Annotated in this window: 16 protein-coding genes; 5 read left to right on the forward strand and 11 right to left on the reverse strand. The window is 62.2% G+C overall.

Going from position 1 to position 23,924, the window contains the following annotated elements; all coding sequences use genetic code 11:
• Positions 1-261 precede the first annotated feature (261 nt).
• From ACVWVP_RS07320 to glnE, 8 genes are all read right to left on the reverse strand, one after another.
• The gene (locus ACVWVP_RS07320) at positions 262-1,704 is read right to left on the reverse strand and encodes a lipopolysaccharide kinase InaA family protein (protein WP_457405008.1); all 1,443 of its coding nucleotides are present in this window, start codon (positions 1,702-1,704) and stop codon (positions 262-264) included.
• Entirely contained in the window at positions 1,704-2,456 is a 753-nt protein-coding gene (locus tag ACVWVP_RS07325; protein WP_178918635.1) for a lipopolysaccharide kinase InaA family protein, read from the reverse strand. The genes ACVWVP_RS07320 and ACVWVP_RS07325 overlap by 1 nt, the downstream gene beginning before the upstream one ends.
• Entirely contained in the window at positions 2,453-3,187 is a 735-nt protein-coding gene (locus ACVWVP_RS07330) for a lipopolysaccharide kinase InaA family protein (RefSeq protein ID WP_178918634.1), read from the reverse strand. The genes ACVWVP_RS07325 and ACVWVP_RS07330 overlap by 4 nt, the downstream gene beginning before the upstream one ends.
• A complete protein-coding gene (gene rfaP / locus ACVWVP_RS07335) occupies positions 3,187-3,993 on the reverse strand; it encodes a lipopolysaccharide core heptose(I) kinase RfaP (RefSeq protein WP_178918633.1) in 807 nt (268 codons plus the stop codon). Before rfaP ends, ACVWVP_RS07330 begins: the two co-directional genes overlap by 1 nt.
• Positions 3,990-5,114 carry a glycosyltransferase family 4 protein gene (locus tag ACVWVP_RS07340; protein WP_457405012.1) on the reverse strand — a complete coding sequence of 375 codons (1,125 nt, stop codon included), beginning with the start codon at positions 5,112-5,114 and terminating at the stop codon, positions 3,990-3,992. Before ACVWVP_RS07340 ends, rfaP begins: the two co-directional genes overlap by 4 nt.
• Entirely contained in the window at positions 5,114-6,175 is a 1,062-nt protein-coding gene (gene waaC / locus ACVWVP_RS07345; protein WP_176997182.1) for a lipopolysaccharide heptosyltransferase I, read from the reverse strand. Before waaC ends, ACVWVP_RS07340 begins: the two co-directional genes overlap by 1 nt.
• Before the next feature lies 1 nt (position 6,176).
• A complete protein-coding gene (gene waaF, locus ACVWVP_RS07350; RefSeq protein WP_178918630.1) occupies positions 6,177-7,211 on the reverse strand; it encodes a lipopolysaccharide heptosyltransferase II in 1,035 nt (344 codons plus the stop codon).
• A gap of 163 nt (positions 7,212-7,374) precedes the next feature.
• Positions 7,375-10,314 (reverse strand): bifunctional [glutamate--ammonia ligase]-adenylyl-L-tyrosine phosphorylase/[glutamate--ammonia-ligase] adenylyltransferase, encoded by a 2,940-nt coding sequence (gene glnE, locus ACVWVP_RS07355; protein ID WP_457405015.1) that lies wholly within the window; start codon positions 10,312-10,314, stop codon positions 7,375-7,377.
• Between the two features lie 382 nt (positions 10,315-10,696).
• Here glnE and aceE point away from each other — a divergent pair, with 382 nt between their 5' ends.
• The 4 genes from aceE to msrA all read left to right on the forward strand — a co-directional run bounded on the left by aceE (position 10,697) and on the right by msrA (position 18,717).
• Complete coding sequence (gene aceE, locus ACVWVP_RS07360) at positions 10,697-13,342, forward strand: pyruvate dehydrogenase (acetyl-transferring), homodimeric type (RefSeq protein ID WP_176997185.1); 2,646 nt, start codon at positions 10,697-10,699, stop codon at positions 13,340-13,342.
• 11 nt (positions 13,343-13,353) lie between these two features.
• On the forward strand, positions 13,354-14,997 hold the full coding sequence (gene aceF / locus ACVWVP_RS07365) for a dihydrolipoyllysine-residue acetyltransferase (RefSeq protein WP_178918628.1): 1,644 nt from the start codon (positions 13,354-13,356) through the stop codon (positions 14,995-14,997).
• Between the two features lie 305 nt (positions 14,998-15,302).
• On the forward strand, positions 15,303-17,996 hold the full coding sequence (locus ACVWVP_RS07370) for a putative bifunctional diguanylate cyclase/phosphodiesterase (RefSeq protein WP_457405018.1): 2,694 nt from the start codon (positions 15,303-15,305) through the stop codon (positions 17,994-17,996).
• Between the two features lie 73 nt (positions 17,997-18,069).
• Positions 18,070-18,717, forward strand: coding sequence for a peptide-methionine (S)-S-oxide reductase MsrA (msrA, locus tag ACVWVP_RS07375; RefSeq protein WP_178918626.1), 648 nt, complete (start codon positions 18,070-18,072; stop codon positions 18,715-18,717).
• Positions 18,718-18,814: 97 nt separating this feature from the next.
• On the opposite strand, the gene ACVWVP_RS07380 is transcribed toward msrA, so the two are convergent.
• Positions 18,815-19,651: a 23S rRNA (adenine(2030)-N(6))-methyltransferase RlmJ gene (locus ACVWVP_RS07380; protein WP_060755160.1), complete on the reverse strand. Its 837-nt coding sequence runs from the start codon at positions 19,649-19,651 to the stop codon at positions 18,815-18,817.
• Between the two features lie 249 nt (positions 19,652-19,900).
• Here ACVWVP_RS07380 and ACVWVP_RS07385 point away from each other — a divergent pair, with 249 nt between their 5' ends.
• Positions 19,901-21,178 carry an O-acetylhomoserine aminocarboxypropyltransferase/cysteine synthase family protein gene (locus tag ACVWVP_RS07385; protein ID WP_457405022.1) on the forward strand — a complete coding sequence of 426 codons (1,278 nt, stop codon included), beginning with the start codon at positions 19,901-19,903 and terminating at the stop codon, positions 21,176-21,178.
• Here the strand turns inward: ACVWVP_RS07385 and ACVWVP_RS07390 are convergent.
• Positions 21,164-21,880 (reverse strand): DUF4123 domain-containing protein, encoded by a 717-nt coding sequence (locus ACVWVP_RS07390; RefSeq protein ID WP_457405025.1) that lies wholly within the window; start codon positions 21,878-21,880, stop codon positions 21,164-21,166. The genes ACVWVP_RS07385 and ACVWVP_RS07390 overlap by 15 nt on opposite strands.
• 38 nt (positions 21,881-21,918) lie before the next feature.
• The gene (locus ACVWVP_RS07395; protein WP_457405027.1) at positions 21,919-23,919 is read right to left on the reverse strand and encodes a type VI secretion system Vgr family protein; all 2,001 of its coding nucleotides are present in this window, start codon (positions 23,917-23,919) and stop codon (positions 21,919-21,921) included.
• Positions 23,920-23,924 lie beyond the last annotated feature (5 nt).

The following is a 23,924-nucleotide window of genomic DNA, read 5'->3' on the forward strand; positions in this document are numbered from 1 at the left end:
TGCCAGGATTTTTATCGTTTTAAATCAGAAAGATAGAAAACGCGCGTAAAAACGGACTGTCATTCCTAAGCACAACTGCCCAATCACTGTTGCCCACGCAACACTTGTAGTGAGCGGGCTTGCCCCGCGCCGCGGTGTATCAGGCGCCTCAAGCGTGACTGACACGCCGCCGCGCCGTAGTGTGCCAGGCACCTCACGCGTGAATGACGCGCCGCCGCGCGGGGCAGGCCCGCTCACTACAGTTGCGTAAGCCCGTGAGTGCTAGGTGGTCTGTTTGGGCAGGCGTTGATCGATCAGTTGGTACAACGCGCTGCGTTCAGGCCAGTTGCGCATGAACCGCGCGCGGTCCTTGGCGTACGCCGGGGCGAAGCTGGCGTCAGAGCTGTGTTGGCGCATGGCGTCCAGGTCGATCAGCGACCAGCGGTCCTTGTCCCAGAACAGGTTATGGCCCTTGAAATCACCATGGCTGATGCGTTCGCGGATCAGTTCGGCGAACAGGTGATCCAGGGCCTGCAGTTCATTTTCCGGCGCGTCGCCGCTTTCGACGTAGGGCGCGAAACGCTCGATGATGTCCGGGCCCGCGATCAATTCCGTCACCAGATAGGCGCGACTGCGCAGCCAGAAAAAGCGCTTTTCCAGCACGGCCAGCGGCTTGGGCGTGGCGATGCCGAGAAACGCCAGGCGATTGCCCTCGCGCCAGGAATGCCAGGCGCGGCTCGGGCGCCAGAAGCGCTTGAGCCAATGGACGAACCCTTTGATGTTGTAGCGTTTGATCACCAGCGCGCGCCCAGCCAGGTCGGTCTTGGCCACCGTCGCGGCACCACCGGTCTTGAAGAGGTGGCCGCTGTCGAGCAACGTGTCAGCCTGCTCCAGCACTGGCAGCATGGCGGCTTCTTCCTCACGGCGGACCGCACGCAATGCAAACGGACCACGCACCACGCTGAACAGCGTGCACTCGCGGCCGACTTTGCTCAGGAAGTCCTTCAGGCGCCAGGCGCTGACCTTGCGCACCTGTTTTTCCAAGGCCTCAAGCGGCAAGGCATGTTCACCGTTGGCCAGCAGGTAGTACACCAGCAACTCTTCGGTAAAGGGTTCGAGGTTCTTCGGCAACTGGGCGAAAAACACCCCGAGGTTTTCCAGCACACGGTTGCGCGACAGTGGCTTGCCGGCCTCTTCGACGCGAATCCCCGCGCCATCGATCAAATACAGCTTGCCGTCTTGGCGCAGCAGGTTGTCCAGGTGCAAGTCTTCCTGCCACAGGCCCCGGGTATGCATCTGGGCAATCGCCCCCAGCGCTTCGGCGAGCACGGCGGTTTGTTCGTCTGCCAAGGGTGGCAGGTGTTCGACGCCGTGCCAGGCATCAGCCAGGCTCTCGGCGCCCTCGATAAATTCGAACAGCAGCCAACCGCCCTCGCCTTCCTGCAACCCGTCGGCCAGCAGCAACGGTGTGGTCAGGCCTTGTTCGGCCAGCAAGCGTACGCCGCTGAGTTCACGCTGAAAATGCCGCGCCGCCTTGCCTCCCACCAGCAACTTGGCCAGCACCGGGCGACCGCGCCAGACGCCCGCGCCCACGTAGCGCTCGCCCGGCAGCACGCGCAGCAGGCTGAGCAGTTGCAACTGAGCAGGGCCCGCCGCATCGGCAAGCTCAATCGTCAGCGGCAAACTCGGGGTACGACCGGCGGTTTTCAGCTCGGACAAACGCATCAACGGTTTTCCTTGTGGCTACGTCGGGCGCTCAAACGCTGGTACCACGTGGCGACCAGCGAGCTGTCCGCAGGTTGCTCCAAGTACGCCGCCAACAGCTGGCGTACCTGCGCATCCGACCATTGTGGCGCGCGACGCAACAACGGTTCCAGATCCTTGACCCGATCACGCCAGCCAAAGAGCAGCGGGCGGGTTTTCTCCAGGTCGATCAACTGCGCGGCATAACCGTCAGCAGTCGCCTGCAGGAAAATATGCTTGGGGTAGAAACAGCCATGCACCTGCCCAACGCTGTGCAGGCGGCGCGCCAATTGGCCGCACGCCAGCAGGATCGCGCGGTGCTGGGCATCGCTCAACTGCGGCCATTGCTCCAGCAGGGAATCCAGGTCATTCCAGCCATCCAGCGCACGCGTCAGCAACATTGCGCGGTATTCACCGGCGACCTTGCGTTCGCCGTAGAACGCCGCTTGCAAGGCAGGAATGCCCAACGAGCGGTAGCGGCTGATGTTGCGAAACTCGCGGGAGAAACTGGGCTCGCCAAACGGGCGGTGCAAGCTGCGCGTCAGGTAGTTGCTCTGGCGCTTGAGGTAGTAACCCTGGCCTTCAAGCTCCAGGCGGAACACGCTGCTCCAACCGCCACGGCTGGTGTTGGGCTCATCCACTGCGTCCAATTGCTTGGCCCACAGGGCATCGAAGCTCGCCAGGCCGTTGCGCTCAAGCAGGGCACGGTCTTCGGCCGCCAGGAAATCACTCATTCGCGTCCCTCGAAAAACTTCACCACATGGCGAATTCGCTGTTTGTCCGACGCCGTCAGGTGCGTGCGTTGGCGATATTGCATGTAGAAACGCAGGCGCTGGGTGGCCGACAAGTGATACTTGGCGACCTTGTCCAGGCAGGCCAGGTCTTTGGTGATGCGGTACTTGAGCCAGAAACCGCGCCAGAAATCACCGTTGGGGCAGTCGATCAGGTACAGGGTCTGCTGGTCATCGATCAGCAGGTTGCGCCACTTCAAGTCGTTATGGGTGAAGCGGTGATCGTGCATGGTCCGGGTGTATTCGGCGAGCTGGCGGCTGACCGCATCGACCCACTTGGGGTCCTTGAGCCTCGCGTCACGGCGCTCGGCGAGTGCCGACAGGTCTTCGGTTTCTGGCAGCTCACGGGTGATCATCGCGCCACGGTCGTAGGCCAGGCCCTTGCGCTCCAGGCCCCAGGCAACCACGTCGGCGGTGGGAATGCCCCACTTGGCAAAACGCTTGAGGTTCTGCCATTCGGACTTCACTCGGGGCTTGCCCAGGTAGCGGCGCAGGCCCTTGCCGGCGCCGGTGTAGCGCTTGACGTAATAATTGACCCCGCCCCGCTCCACGCGGATCACTTCCGACAAGGGGTCACGGGTCAATTGTTCACCTTGCAGCGCGAACACCGCTTCAAGGGTTCCAAAATCATCCGCCAGGGCAGAGTAGGCCGGTTCCAGGTTCCAACCCGCCATCAGATCGCATCCCCCAAGCGTTGCTTGCGCGCGTACAGCTTGTCCGCCTTGCGCTGCAGCAGGTTCAAGGACGCCGATTGCTCGGCCAGGATCTGGCGCAGCGGCTGGCGGAAGTAGCCCTTGAGGAAACGCAGCTTGTCACGGCGGGTCAGGCCGATTTCCAGTGCCGAGTAATACAGCGCCGACAAGTCCTTGTCGCGCCAGCGCAGCGGCAGGTGCGCCCGCAACTGGGCACGGTGCAGGTCGATCACCGACAGCTTGATGTGCTTTGCATCGACAGGTTGCGCGGTGTCCAGCAGGAAGTGGCACAGGTAGCAGTCGCGGTGGTTTACGCCGCCACGGTGCATGTCGCCGACCATGCGCGCCAGCTCAAGGGTGAGCGCATGACGCAACGCAGGCGCGGGCGGCTCGGCCACCCAGTTGATCGTCAGGTCTTCGAGGCTGACGGTCGGCGCCAGCTCTTCGGTGATGATGAACGAGTGTTGGTCGGCCGGGTTGTTGCCTTTTTCACCGAACGCCACGCCGGTCATGGTCGGCACGCCGAGCTGCTGCAAGCGATGAATCGCCGCCCACTCAAGGCCTGCGCCGAGCACTGGCAACTTGGCGGTGATCAGGTTCTTGAAGATCTCACCCCAGCCGATGCCACGGTGGATCTTCACGAAATACGGCCGGCCCTCCACCACGGTACGCAACGTGCGGCGCGCCGCCAGTTCACGGAATACTTCGCCTTGCAGCTTCTCGACTTCGGCAAAGGCATCACGCCCGGCCCATAACGTCTTGAACGGTTCGGCAAGAATCAACTTCATCGGTTCGGCTCCGCCAGAATCACATCCGCAGCGTGCTGCGGCATGCTGTAGAGGTCGGCCGTCTCGGCGAAGGCCAACCCATTGCGGCCCCAGGCCGCGCGCTGTGCAGTGTCGGTGAGCATCTGCGTCAGGTACTCGTTGAGCTGGTTCTGTTCGAACGGCTCATCCAGCACCAGGCCGCTGTTGGCCTCGCTGATGTAGTGGGCATAACCACACACCGCCGAGACCAGCACCGGCAGCCCGGCCACCAGGGCTTCGAGCAACACGGTGCCGGTGTTTTCGTTGTACGCCGGGTGAATCAACAGGTCAGCGCCCAGCAGGAAGCGCGGGATATCGCTGCGGCCCTTGAGGAACTGCACATTGTCCCCCAGGCCCAGGGTGGCGCTTTGCAGTTGGAATACTTTGGGGTCGTCCTGGCCGATTACAAACAGGCGCGTGCGTTTTTTCAGTTCAGCCGGCAGTGCGGCCACGGCCTTGAGGCTGCGGTCGACGCCCTTGGTCTTGAAACCCGAGCCGATCTGCACCAGCAGCAAGTCGTCGTCACCCAGGTTGAATTCCTTGCGGAAACCTTCGCGGATTTCGGCGGCATTCGGCGGCGCACGACGGTCCTGGGCAATGCCCGGCGGCAGCAGGTGGAAACGTTCCAGCGGCGTGTCGTAGTGCTTGATGAACAGCGGCTGCTGCACTTCGGAAATCATCAGGACTTCGGTCTTGGCGTCCTTGGCAAACACCGCGCGCTCGTACTCGGCAAAGTGTTTGTAGCGGCCAAAATAGCGGTACAGCGAGTGGCGCAGATTCTGCGCCTTGTCTTCAAAGCAGCCGTCGGCGGCGTAGTACACGTCCAGGCCAGGCATCTTGTTGAAGCCAATCAAACGGTCCACCGGGCGTTTGGCCAGGTCGGCTTCCATCCACGCGCTGAGTTTCTCGTTGCGCCGATGGTTGAAGAACGCCTTGACCGGCGCCACCAGCACTTCGAACCCGGGCGGGATGTCGCCTTCCCAGATCAGCGTATACACACGAATCTGGTGGCCGCGCTGCTGGCACTCCAGGGCGATGCGCATGAAATCGCGCTGCAAGCCGCCAAAGGGGAAGTATTTGTACAGAACAAAAGCCAGTTGCATCAGTGCAGCTCCTCAGCCAGTAACAACGTGCTCAGCCGGCTTGCCACACGCTCAGGGTTCAGGCGCGTGAAGCACAGGGGCGACTCACGCTTGATGTCGAACCGACGCAAGTCGTCGGCCGTCGGTTGATAGGTACAGGTTTTTTGCAGGCACGGTGCGCAGGGGAAGTCGCTGGCGAGGTGAATCTGGCCCTTGCCGTAGGCGCCAGTCAGGCCGGGGTTGGTGGGGCCGAACAGGGAAATGGTCGGCACGTCCAGGGCTGCAGCCAGGTGACCCAGGCCGGTGTCCACCGCCACACAGGCACGGGCGCCGGCCAGTACGCGGGCGACGCCGGCGAGGTTCAACTTGGGCAGCACTTCGGCGTTGCTCAAGCCTTTGGCCAGGCGTTCGGCCCGGGCTTTTTCGGCGGCATTGCCCCACGGCAATTTCACGTCCACGCCCAACCGGCCCATGCGTTCGGCCAGCTCGCGCCAGTAGGCTTCGGGCCAGTGCTTGGTGTCCCAGGTGGTGCCGTGCAACAGCAGCACGAACGGTTTTTTCGGCGGCAGGCCGAGCAGCTTGTCGACACTCAGGCCGTAGTCACCCAGGGCCTTGGGCAGGTCATACCCCAGGGCCACGGCGAACAGCTGGCGCAAGCGCTCCACCGCATGCTGCCCACGGGCCACGGCCAGGCGTCGCGAGTAGAAGCGTGCGGCAATGGGTTCGCGGGCGGAGTTTTTGTCGAAACCGGCCACCGGGGCACGCACGTAGCGCGTCAGCCAGGCGCTTTTGAACAAGCCTTGGGCGTCGATCACCAGGTCGTACTTGGTCGACTGGACGCTCTGCTTGAAGCGTCGCCACTCGCCACTCTTGATGGTCTGCCAGATGTTTTTGCGCCAGCGGCGAATGGCCACCGGGATCACCTTGTCCACCGCAGGGTGCCAGGTGGGGATCTCGGCAAAGCCTTCTTCCACCACCCAGTCGAAACGGATGCCGGGGATCGCCCGCGCCGCATCGGTCAGCGCCGGCAAGGCGTGGATCACATCGCCCAGGGATGAGGTCTTGATTACCAGAACGCGCAAACTATCGGACCTCGACCACAGTGCCCTGCAACCGCTGCAAGGCTTCGTTCACCGGCTGGGGCAGCAACTGGCGCATGCAGTTGTAGTGGCCAAAACGGCAAGTGCGTTCAAAACACGGGCTGCAGTCCAGGCCCAGGCGCACCACTTCGACCTTGTCGGCCAAGGGCGGGGTGAAACCCGGCGAGGTGGAGCCGTACACCGCGACCAATGGGCGATTCAGCGCCGCGGCCACGTGCATCAGGCCGGAGTCATTGGACACCACCGAGTCGGCGCAGGACAGCAGGTCGATGGCCTCGGCGAGCGACGTGTCGCCACTCAGGTTCACCGCTTCTTCGCGCAGGCCGGGAATCAGGCGCTGGCGGATGTCTTCGCCCACCGGATGGTCCTTTTTCGAACCGAACAGCCACACCTGCCAGCCTTCGCGGATCTTGGCTTCGGCGACCTTGGCGTAATGCTCGGACGGCCAGCGCTTGGATTCGCCGAACTCGGCACCGGGGCATAGGGCCAACACCGGGCGGTCCAGGGTCAGGCCGAACTTGGCCAGCGCCGCGTCGCGGCTGACCGGGTCGATCTCAAGGCTCGGGCGTGGATACGGCTGTGGCAATTCGGCGCCCGGCTCATAGGCCAGGGCCATGAAGCGCTCGATCATCAGCGGGTAGCGCGCCTTGTCCAGGGTGCGCACGTCGTTGAGCAGCACGTAGCGAAACTCACCACGCCAGCCGGTGCGCTTGGGGATGCCAGCAAAATACGGCACCAGCGCCGACTTGAGCGAGTTGGGCAGCAGGATCGCCTGGTCGTACTGGCCGGCCAGGGATTTGCCGATGCGACGGCGGGTCGCCAGTTCCAGCGCGCCATGGCCGAGCGGAAAGCTCAAGGCCTTGCGCACTTCGGGCATGCGCTCGAGGATCGGGCGGCTCCACTCCGGGGCAAGCACGTCGATCTGGCAGTCTGGATGGCGCAGGCGCAGGCACTGGAACAGTGTCTGTGCCATCACCATGTCACCGACCCAACTGGGCCCAACGATCAGAATATTCATGTAGTTTCCACAAACGATACGGGGAGGCTAATGCCTCCCCGCCTCGATAATTTCTGTAGGAGACGAACAACCTGCAGGAGCCGGCTTGCCGGCGATGACGTCCGAAAGATCACCATGGATGCCAAGGGCCTCAATCGCCGGCAAGCCGGCTCCTACAGTTGACTCAACTTAACCCCAGTTCTTTCCAGATCCGCATCACCTGGCGCCGTTCGTCGGCGAACTGATCCCCGGCGACCGTGCCGGCCTCGTTTTGCAAGGCCTGGCGATGCGCGGCGGAACGGTAGGCCTTGTACACCTCACGCAGCAAGTGGGCATCGGCGGCGGGCATCAGCCCGACCTGCTCCAGGCCTTCCAGGATGCGGATATTGTCGGTATAGCGCAGCAACGACGGATGTTGCGCAGACCACGCCAAAGCCGCGTATTGCACCATAAATTCAATATCGACGATACCTCCGGCGTCCTGCTTGAGGTCGAACACCGCCGTGGGCTCGAAGGCATTGGCGCCGGTGCCGGCCGCCGTGGTCTTGGTGCCCAGGTTGTCACGCATCTTGGCACGCATCTCACTGACTTCCTGGCGCAGCGTCTCCAGGTCGCGCTCACGCCCCAATACGTTGGCCCGCACCTGCTCGAATGCGCGGCCCACATCCTGGCTGCCCACCAGCACCCGCGCACGGATCAAGGCCTGATGTTCCCAGGTCCAGGCTTCATTTTGTTGATAGCGATCAAACGCACCGAGCGAACTCACCAGCAAACCGGAGGCACCGGAAGGACGCAGGCGCATGTCCACTTCATAGAGCTGCCCGGAGTTGGTCTGGGTCGTCAGCAAATGGATGATCCGCTGGCCCAGGCGCGTGAAGAATTGCGCACCGTCGATCGGCTTGGCACCGTCGGTTTCGGCCTGCGGGTCGCCGTCATGGATAAACACCAGGTCCAGGTCCGAACCATGCCCCAGTTCGATCCCGCCGACTTTCCCATAACCGACAATGATGAAGCCAGGATCGCACAACGTCCCGTCCAGCCGTTGCGGCGAGCCGTGGCGCGCCACGGTCTGGCGCCAGGCCAGCGCCAGCACTTGCTCAAGGATGGCTTCGGCGAGCCAGGTCAAGTAGTCGCTGACCTTCATCAATGGCAGGCTGCCGGCGATTTCCGACGCCGCGACGCGCAGGCGGTGGGCCAGCTTGAAGTGGCGCAGGGCCTCCATCTGCTGCTCAAGGTCATCCTCGGGAATGCGCGTGAGGCGTTCGCGCAGTTCGGCGGCCAGTTCCGGCGCCAAGGGCGGCTTGAACAGGCGGCCTTCGTTGAGCAATTCGTCCAGCAACAATGGGAAACGCGTGATCTGCTCGGCGATCCACGGGCTGGCGGCGCACAGGGTCAGCAGCCGGCGCAGGGCGTCGGGGTTTTCCGTGAGCAGCACCAAATAAGCGGAACGACGGGCGACGGCCTCGACCAGCGGCAGCACGCGCTCCAACACCAGGTCCGGGTTGGCATGCTCGACGGCCTGGGCCAATAAACGCGGGATAAACGCATCCAGTCGCTCTCGGCCCAGGCGCTGCATAGCGCGCAACTGCGGGCTGCTGCGCAGGCTGGTCAGGGCTTTCAGGGCTTTGGGCGCGTCGGTGAAGCCACCCTCGGCCAATTGGCGACAGGCAGCGTCTTCATCTTGGGATTCTTCCCACAGCGGCAACCACTCACCGCCCACAACCAGCTCGCTTTCTTCGCCCTCTTCTTCATCCGGGTCGGCGATGACCTGGCGGAAATGCCAGTCAATGCGACCGCGCCAGTCCATCAGGCGCTCATGGAAGCTCGCCCAATCGGCAAACCCCAGCATAAAGGCAATGCGCGCCTGGTCTTCCGGGCTGTCGGGGAGCATCTGGGTCTGACGGTCGGCAATCGCCTGGATAGCGTGTTCGGTGTAGCGCAGGAATTCATAGCCATTGCGCAACTCGGCGATCACCGCCGGCGGCAGGTAGCCCTGGCCTTCCAGGGTGCCGAGCACCTTGAGCAACGGCCGTTGCTGCAGACTGAGGTCGCGGCCGCCGTGGATCAGCTGGAACGCCTGGGCGATGAACTCCACCTCGCGAATGCCGCCCGCCCCCAGCTTGATGTTGTCGGCCATGCCCTTGCGCCGCACTTCCTGCTGGATCAGCTGCTTCATGGTGCGCAGCGCTTCGATGGCGGAAAAATCCAGGTAACGGCGGTAGACGAACGGCCGCAGCATGTCGAGCAGCTGCGCGCCGGCCACCTGATCACCGGCCACTACGCGCGCCTTGATCATGGCGTAGCGTTCCCAGTCGCGGCCCTGGTCCTGGTAGTACTGTTCCAGCGCATTGAAGCTGAGCACCAGAGCACCGGCCGAGCCGTAAGGGCGCAGGCGCATGTCGACACGGAATACAAAGCCGTCGACGGTCATCGGGTCGAGGGCCTTGATCAGTTTTTGACCCAGTCGAATGAAAAATTCCTGGTTGTCCAGGGCGCGCTTGACCCCCACGGTTTCGCCGCCTTCGGGGTAGGCGAAGATCAGGTCGATGTCGGAAGAGAGGTTCAGCTCCACGGCGCCGAGCTTGCCCATGCCGAGGATGACCATGTGCTGCGCCTCGCCGCTGCGCCGCCCGGTGGGCGTACCGAACTGCACGCAGTGGCGCTGGTACAGCCATTGGTAGGCCTGGTCGATGCTGGCATCGGCCATGTCGGAGAGGTCGCGGCAGGTTTGCACCAGGTCGGCCTGGCGCGTCAGGTCGCGCCAGATGATGCGCACCTGCTGGCGGGTGCGCTGGCGGCGCAGCACGCGGCCCAGCTCCTCTTCTGTTTCGGCCTGTTGCACGGCGGCGGCGATCTGCCCGCACAGTTCGTCGGGCGCAAAGCCGCGATCCAACTCGCCCCAGGCCACCAGCTCAAGCAACATCAAAGGGTCACGAAGGCTCTGTTCAATGACGAAATCACTGGCGGCGCATACGCGGGCGAAGTCGGCCCACCGTTGCGGCGTCCACGCAGAAAGTCCATGATCGTCGTCCAGCGCGGCCACTGCGTCACGAAATGACTGCTCGGCCCGCTGGGCAAAAGGCAAGAGAACGGCCGGCAGTTCGGCCAGCGTGGGAAGGCTCATGGTCTATCCTTGTTCGGCGCGTAAAAGGCGTGTTGCCGTGAAGGCAAGAACCACGCTTGGTGAAGGACTGTCGAACAAAGGTGAGAAATAGCTGAAATTAATTTCATTTTGGCAGCCAGCATCAAACTTTCACCTTTTCTTGTTCGCAAAAGATCAACAATAACGATTATGCTCACCAGCCAGACCGAGCCATACGCTCAGTCTTGTGTAGTTTTACTACTCGTATATACATTCGAAAGGCTGAAATGGCCGACGATTTGTAGTAAAACTACAGGACGCCGAAGCAACCTTCGGCCATCCAAGAATTTATGTCGTCTGCCCACAAGGCCAGTCGCAAACTCAGGCAACCGATTCTGGTAGCCTTTCCGCCCTGGAGCAAGCCATGCAAGACCTCGATCCCGTCGAAACCCAGGAATGGCTGGACGCCCTGGAATCGGTTCTCGACAAAGAAGGCGAAGACCGTGCTCACTACCTGATGACCCGTATGGGCGAACTCGCGACCCGCAGCGGCTCGCAACTGCCCTACGCCATCACCACGCCATACCGCAACACCATCCCCGTTACCCACGAAGCACGCATGCCTGGCGACCTGTTCATGGAACGCCGCATTCGCTCGCTGGTACGTTGGAACGCCATGGCGATGGTAATGCGCACGAACTTGAAAGATTCGGACCTGGGCGGTCACATCTCCAGCTTCGCTTCCAGCGCAACCCTGTATGACATCGGCTTCAACTACTTCTTCCAGGCCCCGACCGACGAACACGGCGGCGACCTGATCTACTTCCAGGGCCACACCTCCCCAGGCGTCTACGCCCGTGCGTTCATGGAAGGCCGCATCACCGAAGAACACATGAACAACTTCCGCCAGGAAGTGGACGGTAACGGCCTGTCGTCGTACCCGCACCCTTGGCTGATGCCTGATTTCTGGCAGTTCCCGACTGTATCCATGGGCCTGGGCCCGATCCAGGCGATCTACCAGGCTCGCTTCATGAAGTACCTGGAAGCCCGTGGCTTCATCCCTGAAGGCAAGCAGAAAGTCTGGTGCTTCCTGGGCGACGGCGAGTGCGACGAGCCGGAATCCCTGGGCGCCATCTCCCTGGCTGGCCGCGAGAAGCTGGACAACCTGATCTTCGTCATCAACTGCAACCTGCAGCGCCTCGACGGCCCGGTTCGCGGCAACGGCAAGATCATCCAGGAACTCGAAGGCGTGTTCCGCGGTGCTCAGTGGAACGTGACCAAAGTCATCTGGGGCCGTTTCTGGGACCCACTGCTGGCCAAGGACGTCGACGGCATCCTGCAACGTCGCATGGACGAAGTCATCGACGGCGAGTACCAGAACTACAAGGCCAAAGACGGCGCGTTCGTGCGCGAACACTTCTTCAACACGCCTGAACTCAAGGCGATGGTTGCAGACCTGTCCGACGACGAGATCTGGAAACTCAACCGTGGCGGCCACGACCCGTACAAGGTCTACGCGGCGTACCACGAAGCGGTGAACCACAAAGAACAACCGACCGTCATCCTGGCCAAGACCATCAAGGGTTATGGCACCGGTGCCGGCGAAGCGAAGAACACTGCGCACAACACCAAGAAAGTCGATGTCGACAGCCTGAAGTTGTTCCGCGACCGCTTCGACATCCCGGTCAAGGACGAAGAGCTGGAGAACCTGCCGTTCTTCAAGCCGGAGCCGAACAGCGCCGAAGCCCGTTACCTGGCCGAGCGCCGCGCCGCACTGGGTGGTTTCGTGCCACAGCGTCGCGCCAACAGCTTCAGCGTACCGACGCCAGACCTGAGCACCCTCAAGGCCATCCTCGACGGCTCGGGCGACCGTGAAATCTCCACCACCATGGCTTTCGTGCGCATCCTGGCGCAGCTGGTCAAGGACAAGGACATCGGCCCGCGCATCGTGCCGATCATCCCGGACGAAGCCCGTACCTTCGGTATGGAAGGCATGTTCCGTCAGTTGGGCATCTACTCCTCCGTCGGCCAGCTCTACGAGCCAGTCGATAAAGACCAGGTGATGTTCTACAAGGAAGACAAGAAGGGCCAGATCCTCGAAGAAGGCATCAACGAAGCGGGCGCCATGAGCTCCTTCATCGCTGCCGGTACTTCGTACTCCAGCCACAACCAGCCGATGCTGCCGTTCTACATCTTCTACTCGATGTTCGGCTTCCAGCGCATTGGCGACCTGGCGTGGGCAGCAGGCGACAGCCGTACCCGTGGCTTCCTGATCGGCGGTACCGCCGGCCGTACCACGCTGAACGGCGAAGGCCTGCAACACGAAGACGGTCACAGCCACATCCTGGCTGCCACCATCCCGAACTGCCGCACCTTTGATCCAACCTACGGCTATGAGCTGGCGGTGATCATCCAGGACGGCATGAAGAAGATGACCGAAGAGCAGCAGGACGTTTTCTACTACATCACCGTGATGAACGAGTCCTACCAGCAGCCTGCAATGCCGGCTGGCGTGGAAGAAGGCATCATCAAGGGCATGTACCTGCTCGAAGAAGACACCAAGGAAGCAGCGCACCACGTACAGCTGATGGGCTCCGGCACCATCCTGCGCGAAGTGCGTGAAGCGGCGAAGATCCTGCGTGAAGAGTTCAATGTCGGCGCTGACGTGTGGAGCGTAACCAGCTTCAACGAACTGCGTCGCGATGGCCTGGCCGTAGAGCGTCACAACCGCCTGCACCCTGGCCAGAAGCCACAGCGCACCTTCGTTGAAGAGTGCCTGACCGGCCGTAAAGGCCCGGTGATCGCTTCGACCGACTACATGAAACTGTTTGCTGAACAAATTCGCCAGTGGGTCCCGTCCAAGGAATTCAAAGTCCTGGGCACCGACGGTTTCGGCCGCAGTGACAGCCGCAAGAAGCTGCGTCACTTCTTCGAAGTTGACCGTCACTTCGTGGTGTTGGCAGCCCTGGAAGCCTTGGCTGACCGTGGTGAGATCGAACCCAAGGTGGTGGCAGACGCTATCGTCAAGTTCGGGATCAACCCGGAAAAACGCAACCCACTGGACTGCTGAGGAGACTTTTTGTGAGCGAACTCATTCGCGTACCTGACATCGGCAGCGGTGAAGGTGAAGTAATCGAGCTGTTTGTGAAGGTCGGCGACACCGTCGAAGCCGACCAGAGCATCCTGACCCTGGAGTCGGACAAGGCGAGCATGGAAATCCCTGCTCCCAAGGCCGGTGTGGTCAAGAGCCTGAAAGTGAAGCTGGGCGACCGCCTGAAAGAAGGCGACGAACTGCTTGAGCTGGAAATCGAAGGTGCCGCTGATGCGGCCCCTGCGGCGGCTCCTGCTGCCGCTGCTGCACCCGCGCCTGCTGAAAAACCTGCTGCTGCCGAGGCCCCTGCGGCCCCGGCTGCTGCGCCGGCTGCAGCCTCTGTCCAGGACATCCACGTCCCGGACATCGGTTCGTCGGGCAAGGCCAAGATCATCGAGTTGCTGGTCAAGGTCGGCGACACCGTCGAAGCCGACCAGTCGCTGATCACCCTGGAGTCCGACAAGGCCTCCATGGAAATCCCTTCGCCGGCGGCCGGCGTGGTGGAAAGCATCGCGGTCAAGCTGGAAGACGAAGTCGGCACTGGCGACTTCATCCTCAAGCTGAAAGTACAAGGCGCTGCACCGGCTGCTGCCCCTGCACCTGCCGCCGCGCCGGCTGCCAAGGCTGAAGCGGCTCCCGCCGCTGCCGCCCCTGCACCGGCTGCAAAAGCCGAGGCCGCACCGGCCCCTGCTGCTGCCGCACCTGCGCCAAGCGGTGCCAAGGTTCACGCCGGCCCTGCCGTGCGTCAGTTGGCCCGTGAGTTCGGCGTTGAGCTGAGTGCTGTCGCGGCCAGCGGTCCTCACGGCCGTGTGCTGAAGGAAGACGTGCAGGCTTACGTCAAAGCCATGATGCAGAAAGCCAAGGAAGCGCCAGCTGCTGGCGGCGCTACCGGTGGTTCAGGCATTCCGCCGATCCGCACCGTCGATTTCAGCCGCTTCGGTGAAATCGAAGAAGTGCCGATGACCCGTCTGATGCAAATCGGCGCGGCCGGCCTGCACGCCAGCTGGCTGAACATCCCGCACGTGACTCAGTTCGACCAGGCCGACATCACCGACCTGGAAGCTTTCCGCGTTGCGCAGAAAGCCGTGGCTGAAAAAGCCGGCGTGAAACTGACCGTGCTGCCTCTGCTGCTCAAGGCGTGCGCACACCTGCTCAAGGAACTGCCGGACTTCAACGCCTCGCTGGCACCAAGCGGCAAGGCGATCATCCGCAAGAAGTACGTGCACATCGGCTTTGCCGTCGACACCCCGGATGGCCTGCTGGTACCGGTCATCAAGAACGTCGACCAGAAGAGCCTGCTGCAACTTGCCGCTGAGGCCGCTGCACTGGCTGCCAAGGCCCGCGACAAGAAGCTCACCCCGGACGACATGCAGGGTGCCTGCTTCACCATCTCCAGCCTCGGTCACATTGGCGGCACTGGCTTCACGCCAATCGTCAACGCGCCGGAAGTGGCGATCCTGGGTGTGTCCAAGGCCACTATCCAGCCTGTCTGGGACGGTAAAGCGTTCCAGCCGAAGCTGATGTTGCCACTGTCGCTGTCCTACGATCACCGCGTGATCAACGGCGCCGCTGCTGCTCGCTTCACGCAGCGCCTGAGCCAGCTGCTCAACGACATCCGCACCATCTTGCTGTAAGCCACAACGGGCCTCCCCTTCACCGGGGAGGCCCTGTTGCACCGATTTCCGAGCGCCACGCTCGTACCTCAACCCCGCCACTTGGCGGGGCTTTTTTTGCCTGTTTATTGGACAAGAAAAACAGGCTTGTACACCTTCCATCACCCCGATTGCAGAAATCCCCCGAGCAGCCGATAACCCCCTTATAGCACTTAGCCTTCATCCTCTCTTGTCAGCCCGCGCCGCATGATGCAACCTTGCCGCAGGCAACAGAAAAGAGGGCGTGAGCCCGGCGCCGTGCGCGTAATTTCAAGTGAGTTCCCCCCATGAAAAGCCAACCCGATGTCGCCCGTATGGCGGCCGAGGTCGTGACGCAGTTACCGGTGCCTTCGCGCCTCGGTATGCTGCGTTTCGAGCGGCTTAATGAGGCGAGTTGGGCCCTGCTGTACCTCGACCCCAATTGCGAGCGCCAATTCGGCCTGCCGGCAGTCGAGCTCTGCGCCCTGATCGGCACCCCCTACGCCAGCCTGATGGAACCCCAGGCACGGTATCAGTTGCACGACGCCATCCAGCAACAACTGACCCAGAGCCCCCATTACCTGGTGCGCTACACCCTGCACACCAGCGACGGCCCCCTGAGCCTGCTGGAAATGGGTGAAGCCTACAAACAGCACAATCGTCACTTGTTGCGCGGTTACCTGATGGTGGTTGACGGCCTGTTCAGCGAAATGCCCTACGTGGCCCCGAGCGCCGACCTGGAAAACCAGAACAGCCGCCTGCAGATCGCCCTGGAGCTCAACCAGCGCGCCCAACAGGAACAGCTGCAGCACCTGGAGCGGGTGCGCGCCCAGCAAGAGTTGATCCTGCTGCTGGCCCGCCAGCGCTACACCACCAACAATTCGCTGCAAGAAGCCGCCGAGCTGATCACCCGCAGCGCTTGCGATATCTATGAGATCGATTGCGCCAGCATCTGGAACCTCGAAGGCCAGCGCCTGGTACCGATCTCGGCCTATCGCCAGGCCGACCAGCAGTACCATTTGCCCGAAGCCATCGACGCCAGCGGCTTCCCGGATTACCTCGAAGCCCTGCAGACCAGCCGTGCCATCGACGCCACCAATGCCCTGCGTGACCCGCGCACCCGGGAAATGGCCGAGAGCCTGCGCGACAAAGACATCCACGCGATGCTCGACGCCAGTATCCGTGTCGACGGCCAAGTCGTCGGCGTGCTGTGCCTGGAACAGGCCGGCAGCCCGCGCGCCTGGCAGGCGGACGAAATCGCGTTTGCCGGCGAGCTGGCCGACCAGTTTGCGCTGGTGATCAACAACCACAACCGCCGCACCGCCACCAGCGCCCTGCACCTATTCCAGCGGGCGGTGGAGCAAAGCGCCAACGCCTTTCTGCTGGTCAATTGCGACGGCGTGGTGGAGTACGTCAACCCGAGCTTTACCGCGATCACCCAGTACAGCGCCGAAGAAGTGCACGGCCACCGCCTGGCGCAACTACCGGCGCTGGAGAACCTCAGCGAGCTGCTGTTCGATGCGCCGTCAAGCCTGGCCAAGAGCAACAGCTGGCAGGGTGAGTTCAAGAGCCGGCGCAAGAACCTGGAACCCTACTGGGGCCAGCTGTCGATTTCCAAGGTGTATGGCGACAACCGCGAGTTGACTCACTACATCGGTATCTACGAAGACATCACCCAGACCAAGTTGGCGCAACAGCGCATCGAACGCCTGGCCTATACCGACAACCTGACCAACCTGGGCAACCGCCCGGCGTTCATCCGCAACCTTGATGAACGCTTTGCCCGCGACAGCGACAGCCCGATCAGCCTGCTGCTGGTGGACATCGACAACTTCAAGCGGATCAACGACAGCCTCGGCCACCAGACCGGCGACAAGCTGCTGATCAGCCTGGCGCGTCGCTTGCGCAACAGCTTGAGCGCGGGCGGCAGCCTGGCGCGTTTCGCCAGTAACGAATTTGCCGTGCTGCTGGACGACACCGACCTGGAAAGCGGCCAGCAAGTCGCCAGCCAGCTGCTGACGACCCTCGACAAGCCGATGTTTGTCGACAACCAATTGATCAGCGTCACCGGCTCCGTGGGCCTGGCCTGTGCGCCGCTGCATGGCCGCGACCCGCAGACCTTGATGCGCAACGCAGGCCTGGCCCTGCACAAGGCCAAGGCCAACGGCAAACACCAGGTGCAGGTGTTTACCGAAGCGTTGAACGCCGAGGCCAGCTACAAGCTGTTCGTGGAAAACAACCTGCGCCGCGCCCTGACGCAAAACGAACTGGACGTGTTCTACCAGCCCAAGCTGTGCCTGCGCAGCGGTCGCCTGCTGGGCATGGAAGCGCTGCTGCGCTGGAACCATCCGGAAAAGGGCATGATCCGCCCCGACCAGTTCATCAGCGTGGCCGAAGAAACCGGGCTGATTATCCCTATCGGCAAATGGATCGCGCGCCAGGCCTGCCGCATGAGCAAGCAACTGAGCGCCGGTGGCATGGGCAATCTGCAGGTGGCGATCAACCTGTCGCCCAAGCAGTTCTCCGATCCCGACCTGGTGGCCTCGATCGCCACGATCCTCAAGGAAGAACAACTGCCGGCCAGTCTGCTGGAACTGGAATTGACCGAAGGCCTGCTGCTGGAAGCCACCGAAGACACGCGCCTGCAGCTTGATCAATTGAAGAGCTTTGGCCTGACCCTGGCCATGGACGACTTCGGCACGGGTTACTCGTCGCTGAGCTACCTGAAAAAATTCCCCATCGACATCATCAAGATCGATCGTAGCTTTATCCACGAGATCCCGGACAACCAGGACGACATGGAAATCACCTCGGCGGTGATCGCCATGGCCCACAACCTCAAGCTCAAGGTGGTGGCCGAAGGTGTCGAAACCTCCGAGCAGCTGGCGTTCCTGCGCCGACACCGTTGCGACGTGGGCCAGGGCTACCTGTTCGACCGCCCGATCCCCGGTGCAGAGCTGCTGGAGAAGCTTAAACGCTACCCACGCGGGCCAATTGCCTGACAGCGCTGTAACACTCGGGCACACTGCCTGTCTGAATATTTACCGCTAACCCAACCTGACGAGAGGACTGATCATGGTCTTGCGCTCGGAAATTCTGGTGAACAAAAACGTGCTGCCTACTCAAGAACAAGCATTGCCTGGCCGTGAAACGCCGATGGCACTGCCAGAGACACACTTCGTCAACGGCAACCCACTGCTCGGTCCGTTCCTCGATGACGTCGGCTTTGCCATCTTCGGTCTGGGCTGCTTCTGGGGCGCCGAGCGGCGGTTCTGGCAGCGCGATGGCGTGGTCAGCACCGTGGTCGGTTATGCCGGCGGCTACACGCCGAACCCGACTTATGAAGAAGTCTGCTCGGGCCTGACCGGCCACAGCGAAGTGGTGCTGGTGGTGTACGACCAGGCCAAGGTGAAATACGAAGACCTGCTGAAGATGTTCTGGGAACTGCACAACCCGACCCAGGGCATGCGCCAGGGCAACGACATCGGCAGCCAGTACCGCTCGGTGATCTACGCGACCACGCCGGAGCAACTGGCAGCAGCGCAAGCCAGTGCCGAGGCGTATCAGGGTGAATTGACCAAGGCCGGCCTGGGTGTGATCACCACGGAAATCGAAGAAGCGCCGACGGTGTACTTCGCCGAGGCGTATCACCAGCAGTACCTGGCGAAGAACCCGCAGGGCTATTGCGGGATTGGCGGCACGGGCGTGACCTGCCCGATCTGAAGCCAAAAGCATCGCGGGCAAGCCCGCTCCCACCTTGGAATGCATTCCAAATGTGGGAGCGGGCTTGCCCGCGATAGCGCTTCTGACGGGTAACTGTTTACTCGGCGATCAGCCAATCCATCTGCCACCCACCCTGGGTCTGGCCCAGCTTCTTGGACAGCCACGGCAGCAGCTCGCGCAATTCCTCTTCCAGGCCCCACGGCGGGTTGGCAATCGCCAGGCCCGAGCCGGTCAGGGTGTTGGGCGTGTCCAGAGGATGCACCAGCAGTTCCACGCGCAACAACTTTGGCGCACCGGTACCGGCCAGGTCCTGGTAGAAACGACGCAACATGCGCTGGTCCTTCACCGGGTACCAGATCGCCGCGACGGTCTGGCGCATGCGGCCGACCGCTTCCTTGAGCGATGCCGCGCACCGCTGCATCTCGTCGAGCTTCTCGAACGGCGGATCGATCAGCATCAACGCGCGTTTTTCCGGCACCGGCAGTAAGGCACGCGGCACATGCCAGCCTTCGCCCAGGTGCACTTTGACGCGACGGTCGCCCTTCATGTTGTCCTTGAGCAACACGCCGTCGTCCGGGTGTTTCTCATTGAGCAGCACACGGTCCTGAGGGCGTGTCAGCCGACGCGCCAGCTCCGGCGAGCCCGGGTAGTAGCGCAACTGGCCATCCGGGTTCATCTCGTGCAGCACGCGCATGTAGTCGGCGGTCAGGGGCGGCAGGTCGCTTTCGCCCCACAGGCGCGCAATGCCTTCCAGGTACTCACCGGTGCGGTTGGCCTGGTCACCCTGCAGGTCATACAGGCCGATGCCGGCATGGGTGTCGAGGTAGGCGAACGGCTGCTCCTTGCGCGACATCAGGGCGATGAGGCGGGTCAAGGTCAGGTGTTTGAAGACATCGGCGTGATTGCCGGCGTGAAAGGCGTGACGATAATTCATGGTTGCTCCTGCGCAGGGGGCGAAGTTTACCTTCTACAAGGGCAAAGGTGCAGGGCTGCGTGTCGGGCGGGGCATATGCCGTAAACGGAGGCGGAATGCTTAAAACGGTCTAATCGGTTATGGGGGAGCGGGCTTGCCCGTGATGCGGGTGGCGGGGTATTACCTGCACACCGCGCTGATGCTATCGCCGGCAAGCCGGCTCCTACGGTGTAGGGGCGCCCATGGAATCCAAGGAGGTCAGTCACCATCATGAAAGACGCTACCATCGCCCTGCACCAGGGCTTCACGTCGGACCCGACCACCAAGGCCGTCGCCGTACCGATCTACCAGAACGTGGCCTTCGAATTCGATAACGCCCAGCACGGCGCCGACCTGTTCAACCTCGACGTGCCCGGCAATATCTACACACGCATCATGAACCCCACCAACGACGTGCTGGAGCAGCGTCTCGCCGCCCTCGAAGGCGGTATCGCAGCACTGGCCGTGTCGGCCGGCAGCGCCGCGATTCACTACGCGATCCAGACCCTCACCCGCGCCGGCGACAACATCGTCACCACGCCACAACTGTATGGCGGCACCTACACGCTGTTCGCCCATTTGCTGCCCAGCTTTGGCGTCGACGTGCGCTTCGCCCGCAACGACTCCGCCGAAGCCATCGCCGAGCTGATCGACGACAACACCAAGCTGGTGTACTGCGAAAGCATCGGCAACCCGGCTGGCAATATCATCGACCTGGAAGCCCTGGCAACGGTGGCTCACGCCCGTGGCGTGCCTTTGGTTGTGGACAACACCGTGGCCACGCCGATCCTGTGCAAGCCCATTCGGTTCGGCGCCGATATCGTGGTGCACTCGGTCACCAAATACATTGGCGGCCACGGCAACTCCCTGGGCGGTGTCATCGTCGACAGCGGCACCTTCCCCTGGGCCGACTACCCGGAGAAATTCCCCGGCCTCAACAACCCCGAGCCGGCCTACCACGGCGTGGTCTACACCGAAAAATTCGGCCCCGCCGCCTTCATCGCCCGCGCCCGCACTGTGCCACTGCGAAATACCGGCGCAGCCCTCGCCCCGATGAACGCCTTCCTGTTGCTGCAAGGCCTGGAAACCCTGGCCCTGCGCATGGAGCGTCACACCGAAAACGCCCTGAAGGTCGCGCAGTTCCTGCAAGGCCACGCCGGTGTGGAATGGGTCAGCTACGCCGGCCTTCCAGACCACCCTCACCACGAGCTGGCGCAGAAATACCTGCAAGGCAAACCGTCGGCGATCCTCTCGTTCGGCCTCAAAGGTGGCTACCAGGCCGGCGTGCGCTTCTACGACACGTTGCAGATCTTCAAGCGCCTGGTGAACATTGGCGATGCCAAGTCCCTGGCCTGTCACCCTGCCTCCACTACCCATCGGCAGATGAACGAGGCAGAGCAGGCCAAGGCCGGTGTGAAACCGGAAATGATTCGCCTATCAGTGGGCATCGAAGCCATCGAAGACTTGATCGAAGACCTGCAACAGGCGCTGACTTCAACTCAGCTCTGAGGTCAGGAAGTCGGCCAGCGCTTCATGGCTGATACCCGGCGAGCGCACGAAATAGGCGACCTTGTGCTGCAGGGTCGTCGGCGTGAAGGCGGTGTAGAGGTCGGGGCGCTGCTCTTCGAGCCATTGCAGCAGGTTGTCGATCAGGGTGCGCGGTGATTGCTCGGCCAGGTGCTCCAGTAACAGCGCAGGCACTGTCCACCAAGGGCTGGTTTTCGCAGCGGTGTCCGGGCCAGTCGTCGTAGTCAGCGACTGGCCATTGATCAGGTAGCGCTGGAAAACCGGCAATATTTCAGCCCCACATTGCTGAATGATCGGCAAAGTCTGGGCCCCATCCCAGAAACGCAGGAACACCTCCTGGCCGTCGGGCAGGTAGACCTTCGTGAGGCTTTGCAAATGCGCAGCCACGGTTTCCAGCGAGCTGGACGATACCGCCAACCAACCCCAGTCGGTTGAACCGGTATTGGCTATCCAATCGAGGAAGGGGGTGCCGGGCTCTACGGCGACGACATACGGCATCACCTCACGCCACTCGGCATAGGCCGTGCCCGCCCAGATCGATTCTGGTGCCATCCCCTCTGACACTGTTCGCCAGGCCTCCAGAGGCTTGGCGTCGCTGGCATTGCCCAGCACCGCAAAGAGTTGTTCCTCAGGTTGCAGAGGATGTTTTGCCAGCCAAGCGCGGGGAGCCAAAGGTTGATCCATGGGGGTAAATTCCTTTTCGAGTTGGGTGGCTTGCTGTGTCATGGGATATCGCACTGCCCGTTCCTGCAACGCTCGCACTCCTCGCAAAACGGCGCACTGCGCTTCAGGCTGGCCACTTGTACCGCGCTGAGCGGTGCGGGTATCACCGCCAGCAGTTTCTCCGTGAGTCCAGGCTTCAACGGCGAAGCGCCCACGGCGGGCACCCCGCCCAGCATGATCGGCACGCTGCTGAATATCCCTGCCGCCGACAACGTGATCGACTGCCCCCCGGCCTGAATCGTCACGATGGCGCCCGCGTCAATCACGACGCTTTGCCCTGCACCGATCTGGATGGTTCGCCCCGCACGCATCTGCTGCGAACCGCCGATCACCAAGTGGTCATCCTGCTTGAGCTCAGTCAGGCGATTACCGTGGGTAATGCGCTGCTCCTCGCCCTGCAATTCATGGTGCGACTCACCGCCCACCTTCACCTGGCGCCGGTTATCCACCTGCACCTGCTGGTCATTCAGCACATGCTGGGTCCAGTCCCGCTGGGCGCGCAGGTAGATTTCCTCGGCACCTTTACGGTCTTCAATGCGCAGTTCGTTATAGCCACCACCGCCAGGGCTGCTGTGGCTGCGCCAGATACTGCGGGTCTTTTCCGCAGGCAGGTCGAGGGGCACCGGGGTCGCCGCGTTGGGCAGGCACCCCATCACCACTGGCATGTCCAGGTCGCCATTGACGAAGCCCACCAGCACTTCCATCCCAACCCGTGGAATAAGCACCGAGCCGTAGCGGTCATGCGCCCACCCGGTGGCCACTCTCAGCCAGCAACTGGAATGTTCGTTGTGCTCCCCAGCGCGATCCCAAGCCATTTGCACTTTGACCCGGCCGAACTCGTCACAGTGGATTTCGCTGTCACCAGGGCCGGTGACCACGGCATGTTGATATCCGGCTACAGCCGGTCGCGGTTGCTCGGGCATCGGAGGACGAAAGATCACATCCCAAGGCGCGGCAACAAATTCATTGCGATAACCCTGGCGAAAATCACTACCCGCGACCTCAGTCACCGCTTCTTCCAGCACCTGAGGCTGCTTGCCGTCGTGAGTGACCTGCGTCACCAGCCACAAGTCATTCCACGCTTCACGCGGGTGGCCCGCAAGCTTCAGAAAACGCCCGCACAGCAAGGCCGGTTCATCACCCTCGCCGCGGGCCACTTGATAGTCACGGCGGTGACGTTCAAGGCCACGTTGCGCGAGGTACTTGCCATGGGCGCGGTCGCTGAAATAACCGGGATAGTCCTGGGTTTCGAGGCTGGGAAGCTGCTCGCCCGCCACAGCGCTTTCCAGTGCCAGGCGCGGCTTGCGGAAGTCATAGTCCCTCAGGTTCAGCGCCGTGGTACGGGTTTCCAATTGCACCGCAAAACGCTTGATCGCCGGTGTATCGGCCACCATCCCTGAACCGGGCATGTAGGGCGTGGTGTGATCGGCCTGGGCAAATACGGCCTGGTCATCACCGAACACCAGCAAATGCCGTTCGGCTGAATGCTGGAAGTGATAGTGAATGCCCAGCTCGGCACACAACCGCTGGATGAAGGCCAGGTCAGTCTCACCGAACTGCACGCAGTATTCACGCTCCAGGTAGGTGCCACTCAGGCGGAACTCGAAGCGGTCGCTCTGAATACCCTGGCCCGTCAAGACCTGCGCAATAATCTGCGGCACGGTCTTGTACTGGAAAATACGTTGGCGGCTGCTGTGGGCCAAGTACGCCAATTGCGGCACCAGGCTGATCTGGTAACGCGTAAGGCGACGCCCGGAGTCGCCTTGCGCCACCCGGTAAACCTGGCCATGAACACCGTGCCCTCGGTCATCAAAGCCCAGGTACACCTGGCGATGCAGCAGGCTTTCAAGGTCAAGATCAGGCTGTTCGCTGACCAGTTCCAGGTCGAAACAGTAAGGCTGACTGATGGCTTCGGTGCCGGTGAAAGCGAACACCTTGAGCTCACTGGGCTCTCCATCGACGGTCAGGGTAAAGGCACTTTGATTGGCAGGAGCGAACATCCGGT

This window comes from Pseudomonas sp. TE24901 (assembly GCF_054058375.1).